This window comes from Haloferula sp. A504 (genome assembly GCF_044385805.1).
Lineage (GTDB): Bacteria > Verrucomicrobiota > Verrucomicrobiia > Verrucomicrobiales > Akkermansiaceae > Haloferula.
Map to the genome: position 1 here is coordinate 1 of NZ_JBISBU010000086.1, position 16,247 is coordinate 16,247.

Genomic DNA, 16,247 nt, shown 5'->3' on the forward strand with positions numbered 1-16,247 from the left:
CGCTGCGCGTCCATCCGAGGAGCCCGGTGCGGTAGTTCCGCACGCCGGGATCTGCGAGGGGGGCGCCGGGCGACCGGCGTCCCTACCTCAATCGCCCTAGAATTTCCACCGATGGATTCAAGCTTCACCCCAGATCCGCAGCTTCAACGAGTTGCCACGCAAACGGCCGAGAAGTGCGTCAGCTTCCTCGCGCAGAAGTTCGGCAAGAGCGCTGACTATTCCGACGGGTTTGTAAGCCAGATTGAGGATGTACTGAATCTCCTCCATTTGGACCTTCAGAGGAGCAAGCCGTCCGATGATGTCGTTCAGGACATGGCGACAATCTTCGGTAGCTACCTTGGGGAGAGCTACCGGCGGAGCCACGGAGGAGAGTGGGGCATCTCCGACGGCTCACCAGCACTGCGAACCGCAGGTGGAGTGGTGTGCTTCCCGTGGATTCGGGTCCTGAAGCGACTGAGGAACGGCTTCGAAGACAATGTGCTTCACTGGTACCAGTATCTGCTGAAGGAGGGAGGCTCGAGTTCCAAGGCTAAGTCCTGGCCTTCCTTTGGGCCACCACCACTTCCTCCACAGGCTCGCACCTGAACCAAACCAATCGGCGAGGCGTCGCTCCTAACACCTGACCCGCTGCGAGTTCCAGCTGCTATCGCCGATCCACCCACAATGGTATCCCCCATGAGACTTGAAGTCCTCACTATCGTCGCCCTCATTCCGTTCGGGCAAGTCAGTGCTCTCGCCGGTCAGGCCAAGCCCAACATCGTCTACTTCCTCGTGGACAACCTCGGCAATGGGGAGCCGGGTTGTTACGGGGGCGGCATCCTCCGGGGGGCGGAGACTCCCAGGATCGACCGTTTCGCGGACGAGGGAATGTTGCTTCTCAACTTTGCTCCCGAGACCCAGTGCACGCCGTCGCGATCGGCATTGATGACGGGACGCTACTCCATCCGCTCCGGCAACCACACGGTTGCTCTCGCAGGGAGCGATGGCGGCCTCGTGACCTGGGAACGAACCATGGCGGAGATACTTTCCGACGACGGCTACGCCACTTCGTGCATGGGCAAATGGCACATTGGGGCTTCGAAAGGTCGTTGGCCGACCGATCAGGGATTCGACGAGTGGTATGGTCCGCCCCATAGCTACGACGAGGCGCTGTGGGCCGAGGACCCATGGTATGATCCCAAGCGCGATCCGGTAGCCTACATGTATGAGGGAAAGAAGGGCTCGGACGTCACCAGGACCATCCAGCTCACTCCGCCGGTGAAACGGGATCTCGACCTTGAGTATCTGAAGCGGAGCAAGGAGTTCATCCGGCGCAGCAAGGAAGCCGGAAAGCCGTTTTTCCTCTACTTCAATCACACCCTGATGCACCTGCCCACGACTCCACGCGAGGAGTTCGCGGGCAAATCCGGCCACGGCGAGCGCGCGGACTGCCTGCTGCAACTGGACCATGACTTCGGGGATCTCCTCGATTTCCTCGAGAGCATGGAGCTCGATGGGAACACCATCGTCGTCTTCTCGGGTGACAACGGACCGGAACAGATGGATCCCTGGCGCGGGACGGCGGGTTTCTGGGACGGGTCTTATTTCACGGGTCTTGAAGGATCGCTCCGCACGCCATGCTTGGTCCGCTATCCCGGCGTGGTGCCGGCGAAACGCCGGAGCAACGACGTCGTCCACATCACCGACATGTTCACCACGCTGCTCAAGTGGGCGGGCGCGGAGGTTCCGGGCGACCGGGTGATCGACGGACTTGACCAGCGGGGTTTCTTCGAGGGCAAGGAGGACGAGTCGCCGCGGGACGGGTTTCCCTACTGGATGGGTGAACGGATGTATGGGGTGAAATGGCACCAGTTCAAGATGGTGATGGTGCTGCAACGCGCGCTTGATGAGCCCGCGCTCGCATTGGCCACGCCTCACATCGTGAACCTGGATGCGGACCCGAAAGAGCGGAACGCCTACAACTATCCGCACGTTCATAGCTGGGTCATCGCCCACACGAGCAAGATCATTCAGGATTTCCAGAAAAGCGTGGCGAAGGAACCACTGATTCCCCTGGGCGCGCCAATCGATTTCGTTCCGGTCGCAAAAGAGTGAACGCGAACCCCAAGACGTCGATCCTAAGGCCTGACCCGCCGCGCTGGCTGATCTCAGGGCGAGATACCCGCGATGAGCTGCCGATTGCTGTCGCCGGCCCTTGGAGAGCTATCGGCGGATGCGCCGGATCTACGACGAGGCTCGTGAAAATGATCGCATTTTGGCTGGGGTTGGCGGGCGTCCTGCAGGCGGCACCGGATTGGGAGAACGAGCAGGTCACCGGGATCCACAAGGAGCCGGCGCGGGTGTTCTCGATGCCCTTCGCCAGCCGGGCCGGGGCGCTGGAGAAGGACTGGCGCGAGTCGTCGCGGGTGCGCTCGCTCAACGGCGGGTGGGACTTTCATTTCGCCAAGCGACCGGAAGAGCGGGCGGTGGGATTCGAGCGGGCGGATTTCGACCTCTCCGGCTGGGGAAAAATCGAGGTGCCCGGCAACTGGCAGACGCAGGGACACGGCGTGCCGATCTACACCAACCAGACCTATCCCTTCCGCCGCGACGAGCCGCGGGTGACCAGCGAGCCGCCGCGGGACTGGACGGCCTACGAAAACCGCAACGAGGTCGGCTCCTACCGCCGGAGTTTCACCCTGCCGGCCGACTGGGACGGGCATGAGGTGTTCGTCCATTTCGGCGGCGTCGAGTCGGCCTTCTATCTTTGGGTGAACGGCGAGAAGGTCGGGTATTCGCAGGACAGCTACCTGCCGGCGGAGTTCCGCATCACTCCCTACCTGAAGAGCGGCGACAACCTGATCGCGGTGGAGGTCTATCGCTGGAGCGACGGGTCGTATCTCGAGGACCAGGATTTCTGGCGGCTGAGCGGGATCTTTCGCGACGTGATGCTCTACGCGACGCCGAAGACGTGGCTGCGCGACTACGCCTTCAAGTACGAGCTTTCCGAGGATCTCGGGTCGGCCGCGCTGAAGGTCGAGTTGGAGTATGCGACGCCCGGAGGGCGCAAGCCGCTCGAGACGATGATCGGCGTGCAGCTTCTCGATCCGGAGGGTGAGGTCGTCTGGGGCGCGGAGGCCGAGGGATCGGGTGTGGTCGAGGGCACGCTGGAGAACCCGAGGCTGTGGACCGGTGAGACGCCGGAGCTCTACACGCTGGTGATCACCACCAGCCAGGGTCACGAGCGGGTGCTCGGAGCGCAGCGGCACCGGGTCGGCTTCCGCAAGCTCGGCTTCAGCGACGAGGGCGAGTTCCTGGTGAACGGCAGGCCGGTGATCCTCAAGGGCGTCAACCGCCACGAGCACGACCCGGACACCGGCCGCTACGTCAGCGACGAGTTGATGGAGCGCGAGGTGAAGCTGCTCAAGCAGCTCAACATCAACTGCGTGCGCACCAGCCACTACCCGAACCACCCGCGCTTCCTCGAACTGTGCGACGAATACGGGATCTACCTGGTCGCCGAGGCGAACATCGAGTCGCACGGCTACTACTACGGCGAGGATTCGCTGAGCCATCCGCCGCGGTGGAAGAAGGCGCACGTCGAGCGGGTCGTGGACATGTATCAGCGCGACAAGAACCGGGCGTCGGCGGTGATCTGGTCGCTGGGCAACGAGGCGGGGCCGGGGGCGAACTTCGAGGCGGCCTCCGCGGCGCTGCGCGAGCTCGACCGCACCCGGCCGATCCAGTACGAGCGCTATCCCGACCCGTCGCCGCACGACGACATGGACTCGCACATGTATGCCGGCGTCGGCTGGCTCCATTCGGTCGGTGCGCAGCGCTCGTCGCGGCCGATCTTCATCTGCGAATACGCCCACTCGATGGGCAACGCCACGGGCAACCTGGACGAGTACGTCGAGGCTTTTGAAACGCACAAGCGGCTGATCGGCGGCTGCATCTGGGACTGGGTCGACCAGGGGCTGCGCAAGAAGGCGGCGCCGGGCCAGCTGTCTCCGGACGGGCGCGACTGGTTTTTCGCCTACGGCGGCGATTTCGGCGACAAGCCGAACGACGGGAACTTCTGCTGCAACGGCATCGTCAATGCCGACCACACCCTCAACGCCAAGAGCCGGCAGGTGAAGTCGAGCTACCAGCCGGCCGAGTTCTGGTATGAGGACGGCAGGCTGCGGCTGCGCAACGAGCTATTCCACACGACCCCGGACGAGCGGCACGAGCTGCGGCTCACGCTGGAGGCGAACGGCCGCGTCGTGTCCGGTGCGAGGATGGCCGCCCCGCCGGTGGAGCCGTGGGAAACCGTCGAGATCGAACTGCCCGACACCTTGAAGGCGGGGGCCGAACCGGGCACCGACTACGTGCTCAAGGCCGCGTTGGTCTTGAAGGAGGACACGCCGTGGGCGGAGAAGGATTACGAGGTCGCGTGGCGGCAGTTCGTGCTCAAACGCGTGCCGCTGGAAGCGAAGGTCGCCGGTGGCGGAACGGTCGAGGAAACGGACGCCGCCGTGATCCTGCGCGACGGGGACTTCGAGGCGTCGATCGACCGGCAGAGCGGCCGCCTGGTCTCGCTCAAGCACGACGGGCGGGAGCGGATCGCCGGCGGTCGCGGACCCGAGACCCATCTGTTCCGGGCGCCGGGCGACAACGACGGCTACGCGCGCGGCGCATGGGCGTCCGCCGGGCTCGACCAGCTCGAGCACCAACTCGTCGCGCTGCACGTCGAGAAGTCCCCGCGGCCGCGCGTCACCACCGCCGTCCGCTCGACCGGACTCGGCGGGTTCCTCGTCGAGACCTCGACGACCTACACCTGCCTCGGCGGCGGCACGCTGCTGGTCGACGCGGTGATCCTTCCGTCGCGCGAGGCGATGGTGCTGCCGCGGGTCGGGCTGCGGATGTTCCTCGACCCGTCGCTTTCGCAGGTCGAGTGGCAGGGACGCGGGCCGTGGGAGAACTACGTCGACCGCAAGACCGGCAGCCCGCTCGGCCGGCACGCGCTTTCGGTGAAGGAATTCTTCGAGCCCTACGTGAAGCCGCAGTTCATGGGCAACCGCGAGGACACGGGCTGGGTCGCGCTCACAGGAGCAAAGGGCGGGCTGCTGGTGTGGCAGCCGGCGGGCCGGAGTTTCTCGTTCTCGGCCCTGCCGCTCACCGACGAGCAACTGGCGGCGGCGCGGCATCCGACCGAATTGGAGACGGCCGACGCCACGGTGCTGACCCTCGACGCCGCGCAGACCGGGATCGGTGGCGGCTCCTGCGGTCCGGCGACGCTCGAAAAGTACCGGGTGAAGAGCGGGCCCCAACGTTTGACCGTGGCCTTGAAACCGATCGCCAGCGGCGAGGATCCGGCATCCGCGCGGACCGGGGTCGCGCTCGGCGAGGCGGCGGTTCCGGTGCGGGGGCCCGATGGCACGGTGACCGCGCCCGGCGCCGCCGAGGCGAAGGTCGACGGTCGCGCGCTCGAACTCCCGGCCAAGGTGGTCGAGGGCGTGGTGAGCGTGATTCCCCAGGCCGCCGCGGGCCAGGTCCCCGCGACGCCGGTGCTGCGCAGCTTCGCCTATCAGCTCGACCGCAGCGGCTGGTCGGCCACGGCATCGAGCGAGCAGCCGGGCGAGGGTTTTGCCCGGCACGCGATCGACGGCGACGCGTCGACTTTCTGGCACACGCAGTGGCAGGACGGTGCTCCCGAACCGCCGCATGTCTTCACCATCGACCTCGGGAAAACGATGGAGCTCGAGGGGCTGAGCTACCTGCCGCGGCCGGACAACGTGAACGGGCGGATCTGGCGCTACCGGATCCAGATATCGTCTGATGGCGAACGCTGGCAGGGGGTGATCCAGGGAGTGTGGCGCGACGAGGCCGGACTCAAAGAGGCGATGTTTCCGATGTCGGTGAAAGCGCGGTTCATCCGCCTTTTCGCGGATGCGAGCCACCACGGGCCGTGGGCCACCGCCGCCGAGATCACGCCGCTGCTGGCGCGGTGACCCTGCGGCAGAAGCCCGGTGCTCCCGCTCATCGCCCGGCGCACACGCGGTCCTTGCCCTCCCGCTTGGCCCGATACATCGCCTCGTCGGCGATCTGGATGAAGTCGCGCTGGCGGGTCTTCCAATCGGCCGGCGGGTGGGTGGCGAACGAGCAGTCGCGGTAGGAAGCAACGCCGATGCTGGCGGAAAACTCGCGCTTCAGGTTCAGCGCGGGCCGGCCGTCCGCGCCGGGCTCGGAAAGGAACACGGTGTCGGCGATGGCCTGACGGATCGACTCGGCGGTGGCCACGCCCGCAGCCGCGTCCGCGCCGGGAAGGATGACGACATACTCGTCGCCGCCGTAGCGCGCGAGGGTCGCATCGGGCTGCGTCACGACGCGGGCGATGAGCTGGCCGACCTCGGCCAGCACCTGGCTGCCGATCAGGTGGCCGTGGGTGTCGACCACCCTCTTGAAGCGGTCGAGGTCGAGGAAGAGCAGGCTGAGGTCGGCGCCGCTGCGTTCCCGGGCTTCCAGCTCGACGCGCAGCTGTTGGTGGAAGAAGCGGTCATTGCGAAGGCCGGTCAGGTTGTCCCGTCGGGCGATCTCCCGATGGTAGGCCGCGTCGGCGAGGTTGAGCAGGGAGTTCGACGCGTAGCCGCACAGCACGCCGAGGAGTCGGCGGTCGGCTTCTCGGAAGCCGTCCATGCCGAGGCGGTTCACGAGGCTGATGACGCCCACCGGATCCTTGTCGAGGCGGATCGGAGCGGCCAGGATGGAGCGGGTGTGGTAGTCCGATTTCTCGTCCATCCCGGCAAAGAAATGCGGGTCGCTCCGGGGGTCGTTGATCATTGCCACCGTGCCCTCGCGAAAGACCCGGCCGGTGATGCCCTCGGTGATGGGAAGGCGCTCTCCGGTGATGGCGTGGGCGCGTTTTCCAAAAGCCGCAACATAGACCAGCTCGTCATCGGCCTGCGGCAGGCCGCCGAGGCAGATGCTGCCGGCGTCGGAGGGAATGTACTCGTTCGCCGTCCAGAGAATTTCCCGGAACACCTCGTTCAACCTGGGCAGCTCGTCCCGTGCGGGGCGCTCGAGCCGCCGTCCGGACCACCCGGCCAGCCGGTCGGTGCCGAGGGTGTGAATCTCGGTCGCTGCCGGATCTGCTTCACTGCGGGTTGGGGAGGTCATGGAAAGGCGGACCTGAATTCAGAGATGGAACCATGCGTGAACATGGAAGCACACGGATGCCCCGGGAACGATGCAGATTGTGCGCCTTGGTCCGGGGTCGGGGGATGGGTCGGGGATCTGATCGCTGCGGCCCGGTCCTCGCAGCCGACGCTCACGCCGGTTCGCGGATGTGGAGCCAGGCGTGGACGTGGGGCTTGCCGCGGAAGTAGGAGATCATGTTGGGGCCCTCGAGCTGCCACACGTCCCAGACTTCGTCGTCGCCGATGTTCTCGTCCTTGTAGAAGGCGAGGTGGAGGTTGTCGATGCCACCGGCCTCGACGTGCCTCATCGCCTCCTCGGCATCGCGCTGGCGGAAGGGGGCCATGAGGTCGGCGAGAACCTTGCGCACGTGGTCCTTCTGGTCGTGGGACAGGTCGCCGACGCGAATGCCGTCGAGACCCTTCTTCCTGCCGGTCAGCGTCACGGTTTCGAGGCCGTTCTCGCCGCGGCTCTCACCGAGCAGCGCGATCCCGCGCTGCTTGCCGTCGAGCATCTGATAGACCTCGTTGGCGCGCTCGGCCTGGTACCAGTAGGCGTTTCCCTCATGCTTCGGCCCCTCCCGGAAGCCCCCGGCGGCGTGACCATAGAAGATCGGCCCGCCGAAGGATGCGCCCTCCACCGAGTCGCCGTCGCAGCGTCGGGTGCAGTGGCGTCCGGTCAGCACGAACTGGAACTTGCCCGTACCCGGCTCGCCGAAGAGCGCCACCGATGAACCTCCTTCGAAGCCGGCCCTGCCGCTGTCCGACTGGACCTGGTCGTAGACCCTTTGCGCGTACTCCTCGCTGTGAAGGCCCATGAAGATCTCCTTGATCATGGCCTGCTGGTCCCTGGTGAAGTCCTTCACCCTGGCCTTGGTGATGTGCCAGTTGTTGTCGACGTCGAAGCGCAGCTTGTGGTCGAAGGCGAAGCACATCAGCCTTCGCTGCTCCTCGCTGAGGCTGTCGTGGAAGGTCTTCACCAGCGTCTCCGAGGGCGACTTCGCGGGCGTGTCGTTGGCGAATGCCGGGACGATGCCTCCGGCACCGATGGCTCCGGCGGCGAGGCCGGCCGTTTGAATGAAGGAGCGGCGGCTGGCCAGCTGCGGGGAGTCGGAATCGGGGCGACGATTGGAAGACATGATTCGCCAATCTCCCTGGAAGAGGCGGGCGCGTCGAACCATTTTCTGTGCAGAGTTTCATCGCGAAGGCGCGGATTTCGTAGAGCCATCAGTGACACAGGCTTGAGGAAAACCACGGAACCGGAGTGTCGAGATCCTACGTGGGATCGATGGACCGCAGAGAGCACAGAGGAACGCAGAGACCCGGATTCCAATGAATGGGCTTCTCCTCAATTTTCTGTGATCTCTGCGTCCTCTGCGGTTTCCCAATTCTTCCCCCTCCAACTTTGCGACCTTGGCGCCTTGGCGGTGAATCCCTCTTCTCCCCGGGCTTGTCGGTGGGAGGCGGTCGGGCTATGCCACGCGGTGTGGAAACCCGCATCATCGCCGCCGAGGACGAAAACATGAAGGAAGCCGTGGCGGCTGCCTCGGAACTGCTGGCGCAGGGCGAGGTGGTGGCGGTGCCGACCGAGACGGTCTACGGGCTCGGGGCGGATGCGACCAACGCCGCCGCGGTGGCGAAGATCTTCGAGATCAAGGAACGGCCGGCCTTTGACCCGCTGATCGTCCACATCGCCTCGGTCAAGGATCTCGATCAGGTCGCGACCGTGCCGGACGACATCGACAAGGTTTTCCAGAAACTCATCTCGGCCTTCTGGCCGGGGCCGCTGACCATCGTCCTGCCCAAGGTCGCGTCCATCCCGGACCTGGTGACCAGCGGGCTCGACACGGTGGCGGTCCGCCAGAGCGGCAACCGCGTCTTCCGCGGCATCGGCCGTGGCTTTGGCAAACCGATCGCCGCGCCGAGTGCCAACCGCTTCGGGCGGATCTCGCCGACCTCGGCGACGGCGGTGATGAAGGAACTCGGCGGGCGGATTCCGCTGATCATCGACGGCGGTGCCTGCCGCGACGGGCTGGAGAGCACGATCATCCGCATCGAGCCGGGCGAGAAGCGCCCGATCCTCCACCTGCTGCGGCCCGGGCCGGTGACCAAGAAGGAGCTGCAGAACTTCGGCCGGGTGGTGGTCGAGAGGAAGCGGCTGATCGACGAGCAGCCCGACGTCCCCGGCCAGCTTGCCAGCCACTATGCGCCTCGTACTCCGCTCTACTTGTTCGACAAGCCGGCCGACTTCCGACCCGAGAAAGGCAAACGCTACGGGCTGATGAGCCACAAGGGCGACCCGAAGGCCGGCTATGTCGGGGCCCACGACTGGGCGGTGGTCGAAAGCCTGAGCCCCGGCAGCGGCAAGCTGCCCGAGGCGGCGGTGCGGCTCTTCCACGTGCTGCGCACGCTCGACGAGGCCGGGCTCGATGCGATCGTCGCCGAGCCGGTGACCGACACCGGCCTCGGCCAGGCGATCATGGACCGCCTGCGGCGGGCCGCGGTCAACCGTTAGATTCTTCATCCGCGCTTCACACGCCGACCTTCTTCCGTCCGCACATTCGCCACCCATGCTTCGCGCCCTTTCCACCGTCGGCGGCTTCACGATGATGAGCCGGATCCTCGGGCTGGTGCGCGAGATCTTCATGGCGGCGTTTCTCGGCACCAGCATCGTCACCGATGCCTTCTACGCGGCGCTGCGGCTGCCGAACATGTTCCGGCGGATCTTCGGGGAAGGGGCCTTCAACTCCGCCTTCGTGCCGCTATTCGGTCGCGAGCTGGCGGAGGGCAACCCGGAGGTGGCCCATCGCTTCGCCCGCAACGCGTTCTCCTGGCTTGGCGGCGTGCTGCTGGTCGCCACGCTGGTCATCATTCCCGGCATGCCGTGGTTTGCGAAACTGCTGGTGCCGCTGGCCGAGCCCGACACCTACGTGCTGGTCGTGGCCTACGGCCGCATCATGTTCAGCTACCTGCTGTGCATGGCCCTCTCCGCCCACCTCAGCGGGGTGCTGAACACGGTGGGGGTGTTCTCGATGCCCGCCTTTGCACCGGTCCTGCTGAACGTGCTGATGCTGGCGGTGCTCGGGGTGCTCGTGCCGCTCGCCCACTGGCAGGGGGAGCTCGAGCTCATCGGCACCGCGGTCTCGTGGTCGGTCTGCGCCGCAGGGTTCGCCCAGCTGCTGCTGCTGTGGGTCAGTTGCTGGCGCCGGGGCATCCGTATCGTGCCGGTGAAGCCGACCCTGACTCCGAGGATCCGGCGGTTGATGCTGCTGATGGGGCCGGGCGTCCTCGCGGCGGGCATCCAGCAGGTGAACCTGGTGATCGGCACCGCGATTGCCTCGTCCCAGGAGTCGGCGATCGGCAGCCTCAACTACGCCGACCGACTGTTCCAGATGCCCAACGGGATGATCGGGGCGGCCTTCGGCGTGGTGCTGCTGCCGGAGATCACGCGTCTTCTGCGGGGCGGCAACGAACTGGCGGCGAACGATGCGATCGGGCGCGGCCTGCTGTTCTCGATGCTGCTCACGCTGCCGGCGATGGCCGCCTTCGTGGTGGCCCCGGCGGCCTTCGTCGGTCCGATCTACGAGCGGGTCCAGTTCAGCGCCGAGGACACGCTGCACGTCTCGCGCACGCTGGCCGCATTCGCCGTGGGCCTGCCGGCCTACGTCCTCGTCAAGGTCCTGCAGGCCGGATACTTCGCCCGCGAGAACACCAAGTCGCCGATGAAGATCGCGTTGGTCACCGTGTCGGTGAACGCCGTAGCGAGTCTGGCGCTGTTTCCGGTCTTCAGCTTCGTCGGGATCGCCATGGCCACCAGTCTCGCCGGCTGGGTGAATGTGGTGCTGCTGGTCCACGGCCTGCGCGGCAGCCTGGGCCTCGGGCCGAAACGCCGGAAGCAGCTGGTCCGCACCCTCCTCGCCGCCGCGGCCATGGGGGCGGTCGTCTATGTCGCGAATCACGCGCTGGAGCCGTGGTTCACCGGGGTCCAGTGGCAGAAAGTGGTGGCGATGCTGCTGCTGGTCGGAGTGGGGGCGACCGCCTACGCCCTGATCGCCATGGCGCTGAAAGCCACCTCGATCGCGGAACTCAGGCACGGCTTCCGGCGTTAGGTGCTGTTCCCGGGGGTGCAACTGAACTCCGCCCAGGCCGACGAGCCTCCGGGAAATCTAGACTGCGGCGATTCATCGCCGCTTTGATGGAGGCGATTCATCGCCGATGGCGCGGCTCGATGGCCCGGCTCGCATTGAAATGCTTCGCCAAAGCGGCGATGAATCGCCGCAGTCTAGAAGCGGATCCCTGCCGCCCGGCGTCGGCCCGGGAGAAAGACACGCCGCAAGGGTGGACTGAAGTCCGCATATGGCTTCGCTGGCGACTCCGAGATCCTGACACCGGGAAGGGCATCTGGTGGGCAAGTCCCGGCCATGCCCACTCCTTTCAGTGGCACGCTGTTCCCGGTGCTTGCGTGTGCCGGAATCGCCCTTAATCTCAGCTTGGAATGGCCAAGCAACGCATCCTGATTCAAGCCGTCGTGGCCCTGGCACTCGTCTGGGCCCTGGTGGCGGGCGTCCGCGCCATCGCGGGGTCGAAGCGGGTCACCGCCGAGAAGATCAGCGAGAAGATCTCCGAGGTGAACCTGGAGGACTGGTCGGAGGGCGTGCCGCCGGGCGCGGTGCTTTCCGAGCGCGAGGACCAGATCAGGGAAGTCGCCTACATGTACAACAAGCTCGACTTCGCCGAGCGCGACGAGGCACGCCGGGAACGAATCGGCGAGGATTTCTTCCGCCGCATGGCACCGGACGAGAAGGAGATGTTCGTCGAGATGACGGTCGAAACCTCGATGAAGAACATGATGCGCGCCCTCGACGTGATGAGCTCCGAGGAGCGCCGCAAGATCGTCGAGGACGGCCTGCGCCAGATCGAGGAGGGCCGGACCGGGGAAGACATCCGCCGCGCCGAGGAGCTGAGCGAGGACATGCTGGCCCGGATCACCGAGGAGGGCGTGAGCGCCTTCTTCGAGGAAACCAGTGCCGAGGCCAAGCTCGACCTGGCCCCGTTGATGGAGGCGATGGATGGTGTCTTGAAGGGCCTGCGCGGCAACGAATTCCGACCTGGAGAACGATGAGAATGTCAAGGCGCCGAGGATTCACCCTGGTCGAGCTGCTGGTGGTGGTGGTGATCATTGCCGCCCTCGCGGGCATCGCCTTTCCGCTGATCCGCACCGGCGTCCGCAAGTCGCACAAGGCGACCTGCGTGACGCACCTCCGCCAGATCGGCACGGGGCTGGAGCTGTACCTGCAGGAGAACTTCCAGAAGATGCCCCGCGACTGGCAGATGAGCCGGGGCTCCCGGGACGAAGACGTCCCGGTGTTGGAAACCGGACTCGCCCCCTACATCGGTGAAGACGGCGTGTTCGAGTGCCCGGCCGACAAGGAGCAGTTCCGCAAGACCGGCTCCAGCTACGCCTGGAACCCCCTGGTCAACGGCGAGCCGGCCGCGGACCTCGAACTCGGGTTCGGCAGTTTCGTGATCACCGACGATCCGTCGAGAATCCCGCTCGTCTTCGACAAGGAAGGGTGGCATCCCGGTGGCGACGGCGGCTCCCAGAACTACCTTTATGCCGACCAGTCGGTGGAAGGCCGGGTGCGGCTTTCGGTTGGACCTTGAACCCGACCATGCTGGAACTCGATTCGCTCAACAAGACCTTCGGCCGCAAGCCGGCGCTCGAGGACGTGTCGGTGCGCGTCGGGGAGGGCGAAATCTACGGCCTGCTCGGTCACAACGGCGCCGGCAAGAGCACCGCGCTCGGGATCATCCTCGGGATGGTCGAGCCCGATTCCGGCGAGGCGCGCATCGACGGCGTGTCGGTGCAGCGGAAGCGCGCGGCGGCGTTGCAGCAGGTCGGCTCGATCTTCGAAAGCCCCTGCTTCTACGAATACCTGAGCGGCTGGGAGAACCTCCGCATCCTGAGCACCTACTCGGCGCCCTTCGACCGCGCGGCGACCTCGGAAATCGTCGAGAGGGTCGGCCTGGCCGACCGCATCGACTCGAAGGTGCGGACCTACTCGCATGGCATGCGCCAGCGCCTGGCGCTCGCCCAGGCCCTGCTGCCGATGCCGCGGGTGCTGCTGCTCGACGAGCCGACCGACGGCCTCGACCCCGAGGGCATCAAGTGGTTCCGCGACTTCATCCTCGGGCTGCGCGACGAGCGCGGGATGACGGTGCTTTTCAACTCCCACCTGCTGGCCGAGGTCGAGCAGATGTGCGACCGCGTCGCCATCCTCAAGGAAGGCCGGCGGATCTTCGAAGGCCGGGTTTCGGACCTGGCCGACGACGACCAGGTCTACGTGATCGACTGCGATCCGTGGGACAAGGCGGCCCGTTTTCTCGAACTCCAGGGTTGCACCATCCTGAGTCCCGGCCGGGTGGCGATGCCCCCGGCGCTCGATCCGCCGCTGATGGTCGCCGCACTGGTCGGCCTCGAGATCCGCGTCGCGGCCTTCGCCCCGGTGAAGCGTTCGCTGGAAGACCTTTACCTCGAGATCACCCGATGATGTTCCTGCGACAACTCCGCGGCGAACTCCGCAAGCTCTTCGCCCGGCCCCGGACCTACATGGGCTACGGGGCCTTCGTGGTGATGGAGCTGATCATCCTGATCGTCTACAAGACGACCAACGGCGGCTACTACATGCGCCGTTTGATCGAGCGCAACGGCTACGAGTTCGACTACTTCTTCAGCTCCCTGACGCTGACCTTCATGGTCATGATCTTCAGCATGGTGCTGCTCGGCTCGATCTTCTTCGCGCTGGTCGCCGGGGACGTGGTGGCGAAGGAAAACGAGGACGGCAACCTGCGGCTCGTCCTGGCGCGGCCGATCAGCCGCCTGCGGCTGCTGCTCCTCAAATACACCTCCATCGCCATCTACACCTTCACCTTTGTGTTTTTTGTCGGGATCACCGGCTACGGGATGGCGGTGATGGCCGTCGGCTGGGAGGGCGGGCTGTTCGTCGCGGAGCCGAAGATGAAGGTCTTCGCGGTCTATGACACCTGGTCTTCCGGCATCGGACGCCTCGCGCTGAGCGCGGCCGGGATCGGCGTGAGCATGATCACCATCTCCTCACTGGCCTTCATGTTCTCCTGTTTCCGGATCAAGCCGGCGGCGGCAACCATCCTCACCCTGGCGATCCTGTTCGTGGACATGATCCTGCAGAACTTCCCCTTCTTCCGCCCGTATGAGGAATGGTTCATCACCTGGCGGATGAGCTGCTGGGTGTACCTGATGGAGTTCGACATCTCGTGGCCGAAGATCACCGAGGCCTACGCCTTCCTCGGCGGACTCAACTTCACCTTCTTCGTCATCGGCGCGATCGCCTTCCAGACCCGGGATTTCAAGACCTGAGGCAGGGAGGATCGTCCCGGTCGTCCGCGGCGGATGTGGACAGGGAAAACCGCAGAGAACGCAGAGATCGCAGAAGAATCGGGAACGGGCTTGCTCCCGATGAGTTCATTTCCGTTTCATGTCGAGATCGGGTGTTCTGGGTCATTGATCACCAGAATTTCAATCTCTGTGGTCTCTGCGTCCTCTGTGGTTGAAAATGCCCGTGTGGCCAAAGGCTGGGCTGGACGCCTGAAAACAAGCCGACCGGCGGGCTCCCTCGGTCGCCAAACCCCGGAGCCACACCGGCCGACTGTGTCGGGGGGACCTTTAAATCCCCATGTGCGTGACATCGCCATCATGCCCGGATTCTCCACTCCGCCCATCGCGTGATCGCGTAGGGTTCCGGAGATTCCCATGGGCAAGCCCGCGAAGTGAATTCATCCTGCCACCGTGCGTGAGGAAACCCGGCGATGGATAGCGGCCGACAAGCGGCACGCGTGGCATCCGTTCACCGCGCAGGGCGAGTGGACGGATCCCGGGCATGAACCGCTGGTCATCGTCCGCGGCGAAGGCCCGTGGCTGTGGGACTCGGAGGGCCGCCGCTACCTCGATGGCAACAGCTCGATCTGGACCAACATTCACGGCCACGCGCATCCGGCGATCAATGCCGCGATCACCGCCCAACTCGACGCGATCGCCCACAGCTCCTACCTCGGCTTCGCCAATCCACGGGCGAGCGAACTGGCCGGGCGGCTGTGCGGGTTTTTCCCCGATGGCACGCTCGAGCGGGTGTTCTTTTCCGACGACGGATCGACGGCGGTCGAGGTCGCGATGAAGATGTCGCTGCAGTTCCGGATGCAGACCGGGGAGCCGGAGCGGACCCGCTTCGCCGCCTTCGTCAATGGCTATCATGGCGACACGATGGGCGCGGCGGCGCTCGGTGGCGTGGACCGGTTCTTCGAGCGCTTTCGTCGCTTCGGCCCCGGGGTGGACTTCGTCGAAACCGTCGCCCAGCTGGATCCCGCCAACCTGAATGCCGTGGTCATCGAGCCGCTGATCCAGGGGGTGAACGAGATGCGGCCATGGCCCGACGGCATGCTGGCGGAGCTGCGCGACTGGTGCGATCGGCACGACGTGTTGCTGATCCTCGATGAAGTCATGACCGGCTTCGGCCGGACCGGCACGATGTTCGCCTGCCAGCAGGAGGAGGTGATCCCCGATTTCCTCTGCCTCGCCAAGGGTTTGAGCGGCGGCTACCTGCCGCTGGGGGCGACGTTGACGACCGGGCGGATCTACGACGCCTTTCTCGGCGGTCCGGAGCAGGCTTTTTACTACGGACATAGTTTTACGGCCAATCCGCTGGCCTGCGCGGCGGCGCTGGCGAGTCTTGGGCTCTTCGAGAGTGAGCAGACCCTCGAACGACTGCCCGCCAAGGTGGAGCATCTGGGAAGGCTGCTGGCCGACCTGGCGCGGGATCACGAAGAGGTGGTCGAGGTGCGCCAGCGGGGCCTGATCACCGGCATCGAACTGCGCGAAGGTCTCGGACTATCGGTCTGCCTGAAAGCCCGTGAGCATGGTCTGTTGACGCGCCCGATCCGCGACACCGTGGTGCTCATGCCGCCGCTGTGTGTCGGCATGGGGGAGTTGGAGTTGGCGGTTGGGGCGATACGAAAAGCTTTGGCGGAAGCTTGAAGGACCGCGCGAGGCCACTCGCGCCC

Annotated in this window: 12 protein-coding genes; 9 read left to right on the top strand and 3 right to left on the bottom strand. The window is 65.7% G+C overall.

Annotated elements, in window-relative coordinates:
- Positions 1 to 117: 117 nt before the first annotated feature.
- On the bottom strand, positions 118 to 363 hold the full coding sequence (locus ACG2LG_RS22395) for a hypothetical protein (protein WP_396262862.1): 246 nt from the start codon (positions 361 to 363) through the stop codon (positions 118 to 120).
- Positions 364 to 675: 312 nt separating this feature from the next.
- Between ACG2LG_RS22395 and ACG2LG_RS22400 the strand changes: the two genes are divergently transcribed.
- Together ACG2LG_RS22400 and ACG2LG_RS22405 are read left to right on the top strand one after the other, a co-directional pair.
- On the top strand, positions 676 to 2,094 hold the full coding sequence (locus tag ACG2LG_RS22400; RefSeq protein WP_396262864.1) for a sulfatase-like hydrolase/transferase: 1,419 nt from the start codon (positions 676 to 678) through the stop codon (positions 2,092 to 2,094).
- A gap of 149 nt (positions 2,095 to 2,243) precedes the next feature.
- Entirely contained in the window at positions 2,244 to 5,972 is a 3,729-nt protein-coding gene (locus tag ACG2LG_RS22405) for a glycoside hydrolase family 2 TIM barrel-domain containing protein (protein ID WP_396262866.1), read from the top strand.
- Positions 5,973 to 6,000: 28 nt separating this feature from the next.
- Here the strand turns inward: ACG2LG_RS22405 and ACG2LG_RS22410 are convergent, their stop codons facing one another.
- Positions 6,001 to 7,137: a diguanylate cyclase gene (locus ACG2LG_RS22410; RefSeq protein ID WP_396262868.1), complete on the bottom strand. Its 1,137-nt coding sequence runs from the start codon at positions 7,135 to 7,137 to the stop codon at positions 6,001 to 6,003.
- 151 nt (positions 7,138 to 7,288) lie between these two features.
- Positions 7,289 to 8,293 carry a DUF3500 domain-containing protein gene (locus tag ACG2LG_RS22415; RefSeq protein WP_396262870.1) on the bottom strand — a complete coding sequence of 335 codons (1,005 nt, stop codon included), beginning with the start codon at positions 8,291 to 8,293 and terminating at the stop codon, positions 7,289 to 7,291.
- Positions 8,294 to 8,640: 347 nt separating this feature from the next.
- Between ACG2LG_RS22415 and ACG2LG_RS22420 the strand changes: the two genes are divergently transcribed.
- The 7 genes from ACG2LG_RS22420 to ACG2LG_RS22450 all read left to right on the top strand — a co-directional run bounded on the left by ACG2LG_RS22420 (position 8,641) and on the right by ACG2LG_RS22450 (position 16,221).
- Positions 8,641 to 9,669 carry an L-threonylcarbamoyladenylate synthase gene (locus tag ACG2LG_RS22420; protein ID WP_396262872.1) on the top strand — a complete coding sequence of 343 codons (1,029 nt, stop codon included), beginning with the start codon at positions 8,641 to 8,643 and terminating at the stop codon, positions 9,667 to 9,669.
- Between the two features lie 55 nt (positions 9,670 to 9,724).
- Positions 9,725 to 11,263, top strand: coding sequence for a murein biosynthesis integral membrane protein MurJ (murJ, locus tag ACG2LG_RS22425; protein WP_396262874.1), 1,539 nt, complete (start codon positions 9,725 to 9,727; stop codon positions 11,261 to 11,263).
- 386 nt (positions 11,264 to 11,649) lie between these two features.
- On the top strand, positions 11,650 to 12,276 hold the full coding sequence (locus ACG2LG_RS22430; RefSeq protein ID WP_396262876.1) for a hypothetical protein: 627 nt from the start codon (positions 11,650 to 11,652) through the stop codon (positions 12,274 to 12,276).
- A 2-nt stretch (positions 12,277 to 12,278) separates the two neighbouring features.
- Entirely contained in the window at positions 12,279 to 12,818 is a 540-nt protein-coding gene (locus ACG2LG_RS22435; RefSeq protein ID WP_396262878.1) for a type II secretion system protein, read from the top strand.
- An 8-nt stretch (positions 12,819 to 12,826) separates the two neighbouring features.
- The gene (locus ACG2LG_RS22440; protein WP_396262880.1) at positions 12,827 to 13,705 is read left to right on the top strand and encodes an ABC transporter ATP-binding protein; all 879 of its coding nucleotides are present in this window, start codon (positions 12,827 to 12,829) and stop codon (positions 13,703 to 13,705) included.
- Positions 13,702 to 14,550 (top strand): ABC transporter permease, encoded by an 849-nt coding sequence (locus tag ACG2LG_RS22445; RefSeq protein ID WP_396262882.1) that lies wholly within the window; start codon positions 13,702 to 13,704, stop codon positions 14,548 to 14,550. The genes ACG2LG_RS22440 and ACG2LG_RS22445 overlap by 4 nt, the downstream gene beginning before the upstream one ends.
- 429 nt (positions 14,551 to 14,979) lie before the next feature.
- Positions 14,980 to 16,221: an aminotransferase class III-fold pyridoxal phosphate-dependent enzyme gene (locus ACG2LG_RS22450; RefSeq protein ID WP_396262884.1), complete on the top strand. Its 1,242-nt coding sequence runs from the start codon at positions 14,980 to 14,982 to the stop codon at positions 16,219 to 16,221.
- Positions 16,222 to 16,247 lie beyond the last annotated feature (26 nt).

What these genes read in the sequence shown, in the direction of transcription:
- ACG2LG_RS22400 (WP_396262864.1), top strand. Translation starts at nt 676, where the DNA reads ATGAGACTTGAAGTCCTCACTATCGTCGCCCTCATTCCGTTCGGGCAA.
- ACG2LG_RS22405 (WP_396262866.1), top strand. Translation starts at nt 2,244, where the DNA reads ATGATCGCATTTTGGCTGGGGTTGGCGGGCGTCCTGCAGGCGGCACCG.
- ACG2LG_RS22410 (WP_396262868.1), bottom strand. Translation starts at nt 7,137, where the DNA reads ATGACCTCCCCAACCCGCAGTGAAGCAGATCCGGCAGCGACCGAGATT.
- ACG2LG_RS22415 (WP_396262870.1), bottom strand. Translation starts at nt 8,293, where the DNA reads ATGTCTTCCAATCGTCGCCCCGATTCCGACTCCCCGCAGCTGGCCAGC.
- murJ (WP_396262874.1), top strand. Translation starts at nt 9,725, where the DNA reads ATGCTTCGCGCCCTTTCCACCGTCGGCGGCTTCACGATGATGAGCCGG.
- ACG2LG_RS22430 (WP_396262876.1), top strand. Translation starts at nt 11,650, where the DNA reads ATGGCCAAGCAACGCATCCTGATTCAAGCCGTCGTGGCCCTGGCACTC.
- ACG2LG_RS22435 (WP_396262878.1), top strand. Translation starts at nt 12,279, where the DNA reads ATGTCAAGGCGCCGAGGATTCACCCTGGTCGAGCTGCTGGTGGTGGTG.
- ACG2LG_RS22440 (WP_396262880.1), top strand. Translation starts at nt 12,827, where the DNA reads ATGCTGGAACTCGATTCGCTCAACAAGACCTTCGGCCGCAAGCCGGCG.
- ACG2LG_RS22445 (WP_396262882.1), top strand. Translation starts at nt 13,702, where the DNA reads ATGATGTTCCTGCGACAACTCCGCGGCGAACTCCGCAAGCTCTTCGCC.